Consider the following 13,322-nt stretch of genomic DNA (forward strand, 5'->3'; position numbering starts at 1 on the left):
TTTGTCCATAATGGCGAAATGTCTAGCAAGCCCCCAGTTGTTTTTCCCCAAGAGCAAACGCTGATCACGGCCTTGGGCGAGCGCCTGCGGCTAGCCCGTTTGCGCCGCAAACTGAGCACGGCCGTGGTGGCGCAGCGGGCAGGCATGTCGCGCACTTCGGTATACAAGGTCGAAGCCGGCGATGCGGGTGCCACTTTGGGCACTTATCTGCGCGTGCTGGCGGTGCTCGGGCTGCAGGCAGATTTCAATGCCTTGGCCGCCGACGACAAAGTGGGGCGCAAGCTGCAGGATTTGGCTTTGGCACCATCGCCTGCAACGCGGCGGCAGCGTCGGACAAGCACACAGTCAACATTGCCCGCCAACAGCACTTCTGAGGTGCTGCCATGACGGGGCAGTTCGATGGGCTAGAGGTCTGGTTGGATTGCGATTTGGGGCCCGCTTGTCTGGTGGGCCACTTGTCGCATGACCGAGGGCAGATTCGCTTTCATTACGACAAAGATTGGCTGAACGACCCGAGGGCTTTTGCGCTGGACCCCGATTTGTCTTTGGACGCGCACCCGTTTTTCCCCAAGCCGGAGCTGGGCAACTTTGGCGTGTTTCTCGACTCATCACCCGACCGCTGGGGACAGACGCTGATGAAACGGCGTGAGGCCTTGCTGGCCAAGGACCAAAAGCGTCCGGCCAAAACACTTTATGCGTGGGATTTCCTGATCGGCGTGCAGGATGTCACGCGGCAAGGGGCGTTGCGGTTTCGCCCATCTGGCACGCAAACGTTTTTGGGCAACGATGCTTTTGCAGCGCCACCCGTGACCACGCTGCGCGAACTGGAGCAGGTGGCTTGGCAACTGACCCATAAGCGCATTGACGATCTCGATGCTTTGCGCAAATGGTTAACGGTTCTGGTGGCACCGGGTGCTTCGTTGGGGGGCGCTCGGCCCAAAGCCAACTTCTCAGAGCTGGACGGTTCTCTTTGGATTGGCAAATTCCCGGCGCGTGATGATGACCGTGATGTCGGGGCTTGGGAGTTCGTCACACATCAAATGGCCCAACGTGCAGGCATCGATGTCCCTGCTGCAAAGCTGTTGCGCCTGGGTGGTGAGTTTCATACTTTTTGTGTGCAGCGCTTCGACCGTGTCGGTGGTCAGCGGCGGTTTTATGCATCGGCCATGACGCTGCTGCGCAAGGAGCAAAGCGAGGGCTGTAGTTATCTGGAATTGGCGCAGTTTCTGCGGGCCAGTGGCGATGCAGCGACGGTTCAATCAGATCTGGCTCAGCTGTTCAGGCGCGTGGTGTTCAATGTGGCGGTAGGCAATCGGGACGACCATTTGCGCAATCACGGCTTTGTGTTGAGCTCAACGGGCTGGCGTTTGGCACCCGCGTTTGATGTGAACCCGAACATCGACAAAGCCGAGCATGTGCTGAACATTGACGATATGGACAACCGTCCTGACTTGCAAACCGCGTTGAACACGGCCGCGTTTTACGGCCTGACGGCCGCACAAGGGCGGCATATCGTTGACGAGGTGATGGATGTCGTGGGCACTTGGCGCGATGTAGCGAGCCACGTCCGCATTTCTCGGGCAGATATCGAACTCACGGCCTCTGCGTTCAGTGCGCATGAGGCTTGGCAAAGGCCATGAAACGATCTCTATGCCCAAAAAATGATTAGTTGTTGCGCAATTTACGCCTCTAACAATCAGGCGTGCGCCATCTCAACCTACCCTGTTAACGCCCCGGACCCATGTCATGCAGCAACATGGATCAACCTTGGTGTAAATAAAGCCACTCATCGGCATCACCCTGGTCCACCAACAGGTGCAGCTTTTCCTAGCGCGCAGCGGCCACCAGTTCCACGGCATCCCATGCACGCCAGGCCCTTGGGTCAGCGCCCATCACACTAGGCGTTTCGCCATTTCTGGCAACACCACGAATCTGAGGACCCGCAAAATCTTTAGCTGCTGTGCCAGCACTTCAGGAGAGACACAGTCCGAGGTTTTTTCGTCATCTTTTATTGCAACTGCTTCATCGAATAACGCGGGCTGTTTCGACACCTTTGGGCCTGGTCTGCCCTTGGGCTCGACGAGCGTTGGTTCTTCTGGATAGTGGCTTGCAAAAATCACATCAAATTCACGCATCGTTCGCTGAATCACTTCCCCGGTGATGCGCTTCGCCACAGAGGCGGGTAAGCCCAATTCACTGGCTGCTTTGATTATTGATGCAGGCGTCACCTGGTCAAACCGCGTGACTTGCTCTGAAAGTCTGACGGCCAGAGGCACCGCAGGCCATGTGGCACGCTCATCAGCAAAGGCTCGTGTGTGATAAACCCCGGTGGCCAATAGGTCGTAATGGGGTGACAGCTCGAAGCGACTTGGAGAGACGAGAAAAGACAGATTTTTCAGATGACAATCGTCGTTGGCCACCAGCAAGTTAAAAACCAACCAGCGAAAGAGCCGTGTCGGAAGAGCCAGTTCGTCAGAACAAGCTAGCGCTATCTCTCGCAGCGTTTGCACGCTTGCCCCAGCGTATTTATAGACCCGCGATTTATTGAGCAATTGGCATGCATCGATGATGTGCAAACGTTCCACATCTGCGGGCTCAGAACCCGACTGTGATGCCAATTCTTTGGGAGCGAAGCGTCTGTCAAATCGTTCAATAACGTACACCGGCTCCGGCACGGTCAACAAGCGTACCGAAGGCACTTCCATGCGAGCGGCCATCGCTAATCGCATGGTTAACCACTCTAGGTAAGTTGAGGCAGGGTAAGTCTGTTTGTCTGGATGGTCAGGCTTGAGGATGTGGGTAGAAGGTGTTCCGCTTACCGGCTCATAAAAATCATCCCCTTTGAGCACAACCAATAGCTTGTGCTGGGCACCCGCCAGAGACATCCGCTTTGGGGCCTCTTTTGTCAGCGTAGTTGTTGGCAAATTTGAAATACGCCGGCTTAGTTCTGAGTAGGTGAGCGGCTTGAGAGCGGCATGTCGTTCGGGCGACTGCCCTGGTGGCAGCAAAATCATTGCCCCAGCGGACTCCACACCAAGGTATTCAAGCAAAGCAAACGCATCGTCCTTGTCACGAAGGCTTGCGTCGAGCGCGATCTGCTCGCGCAACTTTTCTTCTGGAAGCAGGTTGTCGAAGTACCACTGCACTGGGCGCATGGTCGCACCGTCTCGGTGGAACAGCTGACTGCGTGGTAAGGCTGGCGATAGGTCGAAGCTGCCCTCCATATGCGCCCACTTTTCGTCATATGCCAGCGCCCAGATGTCGTTGTCTTCAATGAGCGTGCCGATCAGGTCGTCATTGATGTAAATGTTCAGGCTTCTGCTGAACCCAGTCAGTTCCACTGTTGATTCTTTAGTCATTGAAGGATTCACCTGTGGCAGAACGCTCCTTCAAGTCAACATCAGTGTCAGGATTTTTGGACGCGACTTTCTTAGCGCGGCGGCTGTCCACCTTGAGGGATTCGGTCCTAAAGGTGTCCATAGCTGTATCGGGCAGGTCTAGGCTGGCACGTATGTTCAGCCGCTGAAGCAGACTCAGCACCATGCCCATTTGCACCGAGGGCTTGCCATTTTCTAGGTCGGTCATGAATTGTTTGCTCACGCCGGCGGTCAATGCGAAGTCGTCGATGCGAATGCCTGCTCGCTTACGCATCGTGCGAATGGCAACACCAGCGTCTTGGACAGAGGAAAGAGGTATTTGCATGGAATTCCTAAATTCGCAGGAATTATTAATTGGCAATACAGAAAAGTCAATGATTTTCCTACCAAAAAAGGAATTTTTATTTCCACGACCACTTCAATTGAAATATTCCTACATTAATAGGAATTTTACTGATACCTGCTTTTTAATAACTTGAACATTGAGGTCGAAGACAACTCTGCAGCGGGAGCGGACATCGGCGTTGGTCCGCAGGAGGGCAAATACCGGCCAATAGCAGCCACTTGGGTTTGGTGCCAGGCACTGGGCCAGCATGCCAATTTGGCTTGGGCTTGCTTGCTGATTAATCGACCCGCAGCACCTCAAATTGCTGTCGGATTGGAGCAACCTGTATCCAAACCTCATCACCCTCGTATTTACCCAGCATGGCCCTACCCAAAGGGGCTTCGCTGCTGATGACCTGAATGAGCTGTGCGCCGCTGACCAACTTCATGCTGCCCCCATCCGGCCCGAGAAAGAGCAGTTGCTGCTTGTCGGCGGAATCGACTAAGAAGACCAGAGCGCCGAGCTGTATACCTTTGCTAGCGTCATAGGGGCGCGGGCGGAATTGGCGCCAATTGGCCATCGCCTGGCGAATGTCTTCAGCGCGCCGAGCCTGGCCGGTGGCAAGGTAGGCGGCTTCGAGTCCAAGTGTGTCGTATTTGTTTTCGGCAATGTTTTCTTCGTGAGTCGCCGTTTCATGGGCCGAACGCACTGCCTGTTCTGCTTGCAGAAGGTCCTCGGCGAGCCGGTCCAGCACCTGCTGCTGCAGCAAGAATTTATCCATGATGAAAGGTCGGCACATCGACAAGAGAGGGGCAGGTTTTGATTATGAGGGACTCCACTAGCCTTCTACGCCTGTGTTGGCTGCAGCTTAAATTCAGCTATGCGCACTGTCCTCTCGCTCATTTCCGTGCATCGAACGGTAGGAACCGGCCGACCGCCGCAGGCCATGATCAATGACTGCTTGACTACGCCAAACCTGTTGGCTTGGACTTCCGCTTTGTCGTCGGTTACTGCCCTTGGTGCCAGCTTGTCGTAGTCCGCTTACAGCCTGAAGCTGCCCCATGACATGCAATATTTGCTCCTGGGTCTTAGTAGACGCAGACTTAGTCCTGTGATCTGGCTTGAGCGTTAGCGTGTGGGCAATCTTGTGTTGTATAGGCCTCTTGCAGTAACTCCAAGAGGCTAATGGAGAAACCCTTGATTTTTAGGGCTTGGAATGAACTTTTAATCCCGGGCACCATCTTTGGAAACCCATCAAGCATGGTGTTTCCAAACGAAAAAGGCCAACCTTCACGGGTTGGCCTTTTTTTTGCCGCTACGGCGTGATCAGGGTGCCTGCTGGTTGACCACCAACTTCAAATTGCGCGAACCCACAGCCACGTTTTCCAAGACCCCCGTCCAATCGCCTGAACGTGTCATGGCGTCTCCAGATTTAGAGATGCGCACTTTCAGTGTGACTTTGGTTTGGGAAGAGAGCTTGCTTGCAGGGTTCATGGCCGTGCTGTCGTCCAGCACAAAGTCGAAAGGCAAGTTGTCGGCCGTTTTTCGCACAATGGCCAAGGGCATCTTCTGGCCATCGGCAGGCGTGGCGTACACAAAAACCACATCTGTGGGTGCCATCTTTGCCTTGACACCCGGATCGATAGACACCCGACCGCTCAGCACAGCGCCAGAGGTCTGGGCGCTTGAAGGCGATGAAGATACGCCTTTTGCCGCCGGCAACGCCTCGCCTGCTTTTTCACGCGCCTTGCTCAACGCATCGTCCAAGCCCTTTACCGCTTGGGCCTTGTCGTCCAATTGGCTGCGCGCCTGTTGCCAATATTGAACGGCTTTCTTGTAATCCTCTTGCGCATAAGATGCACTTCCGGCCAATATCAGGCCGTTGAAATGGCGCGCATCTTTGGCCAACACCTGCCGAATCACAGCCCAAGGTTCGCCGCTGAAATCGCCACCGCGCATCAATGCCAAAACTTCTGCACGCTCCAAGGCGATGTCATCCACCTGCGCAAGTTCCAATGCTTTTTGGTAAGCGGGAAGTGCTTTGTCAAATTGACTCAAAGCACGGTAAGTGCGGCCCAGCATGACCCACTGCTCTGGGTTACCGGGATTGGCTGCCAGTTTTTGCGCCAAGCTGGCCGCCATACCTTCGAGATTGGCAAAGTTGTCAGACTCTTCAGTGGCCACCACTGTCCGCTCAAGCCCTTGCGGCTGGCCCAGCCACATATAGGTCGACATGGCAGCCACTGGTAACAAAACAGCCACGACCACCGCACTGACCCAAGCTCGCTGCGTTTTTTTGTCTGCATGTGTATCGGCGAGCGCCGTATCCTCCAGCATCCGGCCCAGCAACTCGGCACGAGACCGTTCAAAGGCTGCAGACGAGATCAGGCCTTGTGCATGCTCTTTTTCCAAATCCAACAGCTGCAATTGGTAGATCTTGGTGTTGGCCTTGTCTTGACTTGACTCCTGCGTCACTCGGTTGCGCAGAAAACTCCACACCACCACGGCCACCACCAAAGCGGTCAAGGCAAAGGCGCTCAAAATAAAAACAAAATTGGGATTCACGCAGACTCTCCGTCTTTCAAAAGCCGCTCAGCTTTTTTCAACTCTTCGTCGGTCCATGCTGACGCAGGGGCTTGCCTTTGCCGTTGACGCAAATAAACCAGCATGGCCGCCAAAGCCACCAACAAGAGCACGAAAGGACCAAACCACAAAGCCCATGTCATGGGTTTGACGACCGGGCGGTACAACACAAAATCGCCATACCGTGCGGTTAAAAAGGTTTTGATCTCCTCATCCGTTTGATTTTTCTTGATCAAGCTGCGCACTTCTTCACGCAAGTCATCGGCCAATTTGGCATGCGACGAAGCCAGTGATTCGTTTTGGCAGACCAAACAACGCAAATCGCCGGAGATGTTCACCAACCGAGCTTCGACCACGGGGTCTTGGGCCGTGGGCTGTGCCTCCGTCGCCATCGCAGAGCAAGCCAAGAGTGGCCCGATGAAGGCGAGAACAAAGGATGGCCGGCAGAAAAGACGCAGAAAACGATTCATCAGGAGACTCATGTTCTTTTCAGTTCATTGACGAGCGGCAAAATCTTCTTCAGCAAAATCTCTGGGGTAATGGCCCCCACAAGTTTGTAGCGAATCACCCCTTGTTGATCGATCACATAGGTTTCGGGTACGCCATACACGCCGTAATCAATGCCCACCCGACCATCCATGTCCAAGGCAGTAAGAACATACGGGTTACCTTGTGCCTGTAAAAAATTTACGCTGCGCTGTCTGGCCAAAAGCAGCTTGGCCTCGGGGGTCATCTTGACGCCGAGGGGCTCATCTTGTGGCTGAATTTCTTTGTAGCTCAAGCCCACGATGGGCAAATTTTGCATTTTGGAAAACTCAACCAAAAGGGGGTGCTCCACTTTGCAGGCAACACACCATGTGGCCCAGACGTTGAGCATCCAAACTTGGCCTTGCATGTCTTTCGGCTCAAAGGTTTGATCGTTTGCGGCCAAAGTAAAAAGTTTGAATGCAGGTGCCGGTTTACCCACAAGCGGCGAAGGAATTTCTTTGGGGTCTCGCTGCAAGCCCACCGCCAAAAAAATGACCAGCCCCAAGAACAAGACCAGCGGAATCAAAAAAAGCTTTTTCATGGCGAGGCCTCAAGCGTTGGCATTGCGCGCAGTTTTGCGGCGGTACCGTTTGTCTATGGCCGCCATAAAACCACCCAAAACCATCAACAGAGCACCTGCCCATATCCAGGAGATGAAAGGCTTGTCGTAGACGCGCAAATTCCATCTGGGCGCTTTGGTTTGTGGGTGAGGCTCCACTGGGTCACCCAGGGACACATAAAGATCACGGGACCAACCCAGGTCAACGGCCGCTTCTGTCATCGGCATGGTCGATGAGAAATAGTTGCGCTTTTGCGGTTGCAGTTCCGCCACGGTGCGTTGGTCCTTTTTGACGGTCAGCGTGGCACGCGAGGCCTTGTAATTGGGCCCATCGACTTGCTCCACACGTTTGAGCTCAAAGGTGAAATCTCTGAGCGTGACCGTCTCGCCTATGCCCATGCGAACATCGCGTTCGAGCTCATAGCCCTTGACCATCGTGATCCCCAAAACGACGACGGCCATACCCAGATGCGCGACTTGCATGCCCCAATAGGACAAGGGGGGCCGTCCAGATTGGCGCAGGCGCAACACCACATGTTGCAAAGACCCGAGCGTGATCCACGCGGACAAGAGGATGCCAAGGGACGTACTCCACAGCCACTCACCCTGGTTACGCATTTCCAGATAGGCAGGGACAGCACAAGCGAGCAACAAGGACCCCAACGCCACCCATCGCAATCGATGGGCCAGCTGGGCCAAACGGGCTTCTTTCCATGAAGCCGCAACGCCAGGCACCATCAAGAAGAGCAAGGGTGCCAGCAAGGGCACAAAAACCGCATTGAAATAGGGCGCACCCACAGACAATTTACCCAAGTTCAAGGCATCGATGACCAAAGGATAAATGGTGCCCAAGAGCACGGCACCCGTGGCGACGACCAACAAAACACTGTTGGACAACAAGAAAGATTCTCGAGAAATCAAGCCAATGTGGCCACCCATGCTGACCTTGGGCGCACGCCACGCAAAGAGCGTGAGTGAACTGCCGACCACCACTGCCAGAAAAATCAAAATGAACACGCCGCGGCTGGGATCGGATGCGAAAGCATGCACCGAAGTGAGTACGCCAGAACGCACCAGGAAGGTCCCCAGCAATGTCAAAGAAAAAGCACCGATGGCCAACAAGACTGTCCAAGCTTTGAAGCCGCCCCGCTTCTCGGTGACCATCAGGGCATGGATCAAGGCAGTGCCGATGAGCCAAGGCATGAGAGAGGCGTTTTCAACCGGATCCCAGAACCACCAGCCACCCCACCCCAGTTCGCGGTAAGCCCACCAAGAACCCAGACCGATGCCAAAGGTCAAAAAGATCCAAGCCACCAAAGTCCACGGCCGAGACCATCTGGCCCACGCCGCGTCCAAACGGCCGGACAACAAAGCGGAAATGGCAAAAGCAAAAGCCACAGAAAACCCCACATAGCCCATGTACAACATGGGGGGGTGAATGATCAATCCCACATCTTGCAGCAAGGGGTTCAGATCGCGCCCTTCAGCTGCGGCGGGCAACAAGCGATCAAACGGGTTGGAGGTGGTCAGGATGAAGCCCAAAAAACCACTGGAAATCAAACCCAAAACACCGAGCACTCTGGCTGACATGGCCATCGGCAATGTGCGCGAAAAAGCAGCGACAGAAACCGACCACAAGGCGAGCAAGAAGACCCACAAGAGCAAAGAGCCTTCATGACCGCCCCAGACTGCGGCTATTCGGAATACCGTGGGCAAAAGAGAGTTGGAATGTTGGCTGACATACAGCACCGAAAAATCGTTCTGCACAAAAGACCATGTCAGTGCCAGAAAAGACAAGAGCAACAACACAAATTGCAGTGTGGCAAAGGGCTTGGCGATGGATTGCCAAGCCAGACGCCCGGACACAGTGCCAGCCAGCGGGAGAACGCCCTGCCCCAACGCGATCCAAAAAGCCAATATCAAGGCATAGTGTCCAAGTTCGGGAATCATTCAGCGTTCTTTCAAATCAATCCACAAGGATCATGGTTTGGTTGTTTCGGGGGCGCGTCGAGCAGCCGCCTGGTCCATGGCGTGCTTGGCTTCGGGTGGCATGTAGTTTTCATCATGCTTGGCCAAGACTTCACTGGCGACAAATTCACCCTGTGCATTCAGCCGACCTTGCGCCACGACACCACGACCTTCTTTGAACAGGTCGGGCAACATGCCTTTGTAAAGGACCACAACATCTTTCTGGGTGTCGGTCACCACGAAACGGCCTGTTTCTGAATCACGCAAGAGGCTGCCCTCTTTGACCATACCGCCCACACGGAATGCTTTGCCCCGTGGCGCCTCATCAGCGGCCACCTGCGTGGGCGTGAAAAAGAAAACCAAATTGCTGTTGAAGGCGTTCAACACCAGCACGGCTGCCCCGGACAGCAAAAGCAATCCCAACATAATCAGAATAAACCGTTTGTGCCGTGTTTTCATGCTTGCCAATCCTGTGCCGAATCCTGCACCGCAGCTTGTTTTGTCAAACTTTCGCGGATGTGCTTGTGGCGGTTGAAGGCCTGAACCACTTCAAGCCCCATCACCAAAGCCGTCACACCAAAGCTGCCCCACACGTACAGGCCATATCCGCCCATGGCCCAAAATTCACTGGCGCTGTTCCAATTCATGCTGACACTCCAGTGCGCAGTTCAACATTGACCCATTGCGCATGTTTTTCACGTTCAAGGATGATCGTGCGGACCCGGTACAAAGCGATGGCAATGGAGTACAACCAAAAAGCACAGACCATCAGCAACATGGCCCAAAGCATGGTTTGTTCCATGCTGGCGCCTTGCGACACAGAAATCGAAGAGCCCTGGTGCAAGGTGTTCCACCAACGTACTGAAAAATAAATGATCGGCACGTTGATCGCCCCCACCAAAGCCAACAATCCACCCGCTTTGTCCGCGCGGCGAGGGTCATCAATCGCTGCGGTCAGACCCATGAAACCCAAATACAAGAAGAACAAAATCAGCTCAGAAGTCAGCCTGGCATCCCAGACCCACCATGTTCCCCACATGGGCTTGCCCCAAAGTGCGCCCGTCCACAGGGACAGGAACGCAAACATGGCACCCGTCGGTGCGAGCGCACGGTTCATCATGCCGGACAGACGGGTATTGAAGACCAAACCCAACACCGCCCAAAATGCCATAGCGAGGTAAATCAGCATCGACATCCAAGACGCAGGCACATGCACGAAGATGATTCTGTAAGCCTGCCCTTGCTTGTAGTCGATGGGCGCTACGAACAGCCCCATCCACAAGCCCCAGCAACCCAGCACGGCAGCCAAAACCGCCAACCACGGCCACAGCCGAGACGCCAAGCCATAAAAAGCCTGCGGTGCAGCGAAACGAAACAGAACATTGGAATGCTGAGACATAAGCATCGGGTATTTATTCAAGTGCAATGCGCAGGGCCGCAGCGCATGCCCAAGGGCTCAGAACCACTGCAACAAGCAGCATAGCCGCCAAAATAGACAGATGGGCCGAAGCCCCCAAACCTGCCGTTTGGGCTTGTACTGCGCCCGTCCCAAAAACCAGCGCAGGCATGTACAAGGGCAGTACCAAAAGGGACAACAAAACGTCTGCGCCACGCACGCCCAGCGTCAAAGCCGCGCCCACTGCACCGATCAAGGACAACAAGGGAGTGCCCAGCAGCAAGGTGAGCATGAGCACTTCGATGGCTTCGGTGCTCAAGTCAAATTGCAGCGCCAGCAATGGCGATAACAAGACCAAAGGCAAACCAGAGAGGAGCCAATGGGCCAAAATTTTGGCCCCCACCAGACCCGGCAATGACGCGGAAGACAGCACCATTTGCTCCAGCGTGCCATCTCGTTGGTCCCCCGAAAACAAGCGCCCCAAAGAGAGCATGCTGGCCAACAAGGCCCCCACCCACAAGACACCCGGTGCAATCAGGCGCAAAGTGTTCATTTCGGGTCCGATACCCAAAGGAAACAAAGAAGACACCACGACAAAGAAGAAAACGGCGGTCATGACTTCGCTTTTACGGCGCAAGGCCAGCGACAAGTCTCGGCGCACCACCGCCATGTAGGGGTTCATCCCTTTAACCTGTAAGCGGCCAAGGACGTGCTGGGTACGGGCAAGGGCTGATGGCTGGTGAACAACACCATGCCACCCTGGTCCAAATGGCCTTCCAGAATTTTGGCGACGGCCGCTTGAGCAGGCACATCGAGCGCCGAGACCGGCTCGTCCAAGATCCATAAAGTGGCCCGGCGGGTCATCAACCTCGCCAATGCAGCTCGGCGTTTTTGACCCTGCGACAAAACCCGAAATGGCAAATGTTCGCGCCCTTTAAGGCCCAAACTTTTCAAAGCAATCAGCACGGTTTCTGGATGAACCGTTTGCCCGCCAATGGCGGCATCCGTTTGCAGGTTTTCCATGACCGACAGATCCTCTTTCATGGCAAGGTCATGTCCCACGTAAATACGCTCAGCGCGGAAAGATTCGTTGTCAGCAATCGGCTGCCCGCACCAAGAAACATTGCCTTCAGACACCGGAGACAAGCCGCTGACTTGTCGAAGCAAACTGGTTTTACCGACACCGTTGTCGCCTTGCAAATGCAAGCAAGTTCCCGCGCTCAATTGGAAACCAACGCCTGAAAAAAGGCGTCGGTCACCGCGGTCACAAGAAAGATTCATCACAGACAACATATGACTTAAATCATGGGCTTTTCTACTTACACCGATTTGATCTCTATTTGAGAGATTTGACCATTGTGAATTACCCTAAACCCATGACTCAAAAGGCTTTTCGGCACTGCGAATTGAAGATGGATAAATGTGCGCCGTCGGTGACACGGCTAATGGTTTTTTCGGCTTTCAAGAGCGATTTAATCTGATATGTTCTTTCTCGTTCATGGATGTGTCATTCCGTCGAGAAACTCAACCCGTTTGAAAAAGTGGGTATGCATATTCAACAACCCTATCCACCCTCTCAATTGAGGCCATTCTTTTTACATGACAACACAACTGACCATTGCCACACGCGAGAGCCGCCTGGCTTTGTGGCAAGCCAACCACGTCAAGCAGCTCTTGGAGGCGAACGGGCATTTGGTCTCACTCATGGGCATGACCACACTGGGGGACCAAATCCTGGACCAGCCTTTGAGCAAAATTGGGGGCAAAGGCTTGTTCATCAAAGAGTTAGAGGTCGCGCTGGCCAATGGCTCGGCCCAAATCGCGGTGCATTCGCTCAAAGATGTCCCCATGGATTTGCCAGAAGGTTTTCATTTGGCCTGCATTTTGTCGCGCGAAGACCCGCGAGACGCCTGGGTGTCACCCCACTTCAAAAGCTTGGACAGCCTGCCCCGTGGCGCTGTGGTGGGCACATCGAGCCTGAGAAGAACCGTTTTGTTGAAAGCGCTGCGCCCTGATTTGCAGATTGAACCGCTGCGTGGCAATCTGGACACACGTTTGAAGAAACTCAAAGAAGGCCAATACGCGGGCATCGTCCTGGCATCGGCAGGCTTGAAAAGACTGGGTCTGAAAGATCAGATCAGGCACATCTTTGACCTCCAACAAATGATCCCCGCTGCAGGTCAAGGCGCGATTGGCATCGAAATCAGTGCAGACCGCATGGACTTGGTGCAAACGCTGGCGGGCTTGAACGACATCACCACGGCTGCTGCCGTTTACGCGGAACGTGGCGTCAGCCGAGCGATGGGGGGCAGTTGCTCTATGCCATTGGCCGCACACGCCACCCTGGATGGTGGCATTTTGACGATCCATTCGGCATGGGGCGATCACCTGAACGCAGGTGCACCTTTGATCCATGCCCAGGACCAAACCCACGTTGATTTGCAAGACCCCAATATGCTCGCTGTTGCCAGCGCATTGGGTGAATCGGTGGCTCAAAAATTGATCGCTCAAGGGGCTGTTCCAAGCCAACAGCCAAGCACACAGCCCAGCGCCCTGCCTCATTCCCAAACCCTTTGAGTTTCTAAT

Annotated in this window: 15 protein-coding genes; 3 read left to right on the forward strand and 12 right to left on the reverse strand. The window is 54.5% G+C overall.

Features of this window, described 5'->3' with window-relative positions; all coding sequences use genetic code 11:
- Positions 1-18: 18 nt before the first annotated feature.
- Positions 19-387: a helix-turn-helix domain-containing protein gene (locus B9Z40_RS03580; protein WP_100171918.1), complete on the forward strand. Its 369-nt coding sequence runs from the start codon at positions 19-21 to the stop codon at positions 385-387.
- Positions 384-1,640: a type II toxin-antitoxin system HipA family toxin gene (locus B9Z40_RS03585; RefSeq protein WP_100171919.1), complete on the forward strand. Its 1,257-nt coding sequence runs from the start codon at positions 384-386 to the stop codon at positions 1,638-1,640. The genes B9Z40_RS03580 and B9Z40_RS03585 overlap by 4 nt, the downstream gene beginning before the upstream one ends.
- A 252-nt stretch (positions 1,641-1,892) precedes the next feature.
- Here B9Z40_RS03585 and B9Z40_RS03590 read toward each other — a convergent pair whose 3' ends face one another.
- The 12 genes from B9Z40_RS03590 to ccmA all read right to left on the reverse strand — a co-directional run bounded on the left by B9Z40_RS03590 (position 1,893) and on the right by ccmA (position 12,029).
- Positions 1,893-3,359: a HipA domain-containing protein gene (locus B9Z40_RS03590; RefSeq protein WP_100171920.1), complete on the reverse strand. Its 1,467-nt coding sequence runs from the start codon at positions 3,357-3,359 to the stop codon at positions 1,893-1,895.
- The gene (locus B9Z40_RS03595; protein WP_100171921.1) at positions 3,352-3,702 is read right to left on the reverse strand and encodes a helix-turn-helix domain-containing protein; all 351 of its coding nucleotides are present in this window, start codon (positions 3,700-3,702) and stop codon (positions 3,352-3,354) included. Before B9Z40_RS03595 ends, B9Z40_RS03590 begins: the two co-directional genes overlap by 8 nt.
- 298 nt (positions 3,703-4,000) lie before the next feature.
- Entirely contained in the window at positions 4,001-4,483 is a 483-nt protein-coding gene (locus tag B9Z40_RS03600; protein WP_100171922.1) for a GreA/GreB family elongation factor, read from the reverse strand.
- A 545-nt stretch (positions 4,484-5,028) separates the two neighbouring features.
- Positions 5,029-6,267, reverse strand: coding sequence for a c-type cytochrome biogenesis protein CcmI (ccmI, locus tag B9Z40_RS03605; RefSeq protein ID WP_100171923.1), 1,239 nt, complete (start codon positions 6,265-6,267; stop codon positions 5,029-5,031).
- Entirely contained in the window at positions 6,264-6,767 is a 504-nt protein-coding gene (locus B9Z40_RS03610) for a cytochrome c-type biogenesis protein (protein ID WP_199172484.1), read from the reverse strand. Before B9Z40_RS03610 ends, ccmI begins: the two co-directional genes overlap by 4 nt.
- Positions 6,764-7,354, reverse strand: coding sequence for a DsbE family thiol:disulfide interchange protein (locus B9Z40_RS03615; RefSeq protein WP_100171924.1), 591 nt, complete (start codon positions 7,352-7,354; stop codon positions 6,764-6,766). The genes B9Z40_RS03610 and B9Z40_RS03615 overlap by 4 nt, the downstream gene beginning before the upstream one ends.
- A 9-nt stretch (positions 7,355-7,363) precedes the next feature.
- Positions 7,364-9,322, reverse strand: coding sequence for a heme lyase CcmF/NrfE family subunit (locus B9Z40_RS03620; RefSeq protein ID WP_100171925.1), 1,959 nt, complete (start codon positions 9,320-9,322; stop codon positions 7,364-7,366).
- Positions 9,323-9,352: 30 nt separating this feature from the next.
- Positions 9,353-9,799: a cytochrome c maturation protein CcmE gene (gene ccmE, locus B9Z40_RS03625; protein WP_100171926.1), complete on the reverse strand. Its 447-nt coding sequence runs from the start codon at positions 9,797-9,799 to the stop codon at positions 9,353-9,355.
- Complete coding sequence (ccmD, locus tag B9Z40_RS03630; RefSeq protein ID WP_100171927.1) at positions 9,796-9,987, reverse strand: heme exporter protein CcmD; 192 nt, start codon at positions 9,985-9,987, stop codon at positions 9,796-9,798. Before ccmD ends, ccmE begins: the two co-directional genes overlap by 4 nt.
- Positions 9,984-10,739, reverse strand: coding sequence for a heme ABC transporter permease CcmC (gene ccmC / locus B9Z40_RS03635; protein WP_199172485.1), 756 nt, complete (start codon positions 10,737-10,739; stop codon positions 9,984-9,986). The genes ccmD and ccmC overlap by 4 nt, the downstream gene beginning before the upstream one ends.
- Before the next feature lie 13 nt (positions 10,740-10,752).
- Entirely contained in the window at positions 10,753-11,418 is a 666-nt protein-coding gene (gene ccmB, locus B9Z40_RS03640) for a heme exporter protein CcmB (protein ID WP_199172486.1), read from the reverse strand.
- Positions 11,415-12,029 (reverse strand): cytochrome c biogenesis heme-transporting ATPase CcmA, encoded by a 615-nt coding sequence (ccmA, locus tag B9Z40_RS03645; protein ID WP_100171929.1) that lies wholly within the window; start codon positions 12,027-12,029, stop codon positions 11,415-11,417. Before ccmA ends, ccmB begins: the two co-directional genes overlap by 4 nt.
- 306 nt (positions 12,030-12,335) lie before the next feature.
- Here ccmA and hemC point away from each other — a divergent pair, with 306 nt between their 5' ends.
- Positions 12,336-13,313, forward strand: a complete 978-nt coding sequence (gene hemC / locus B9Z40_RS03650) for a hydroxymethylbilane synthase (RefSeq protein WP_100171930.1) — start codon at positions 12,336-12,338, stop codon at positions 13,311-13,313.
- Positions 13,314-13,322 lie beyond the last annotated feature (9 nt).

Origin of the sequence: Limnohabitans sp. 15K (genome assembly GCF_002778285.1) — a bacterium.
In the GTDB taxonomy this organism is placed as follows: Bacteria; Pseudomonadota; Gammaproteobacteria; order Burkholderiales; family Burkholderiaceae_C; genus Limnohabitans_A.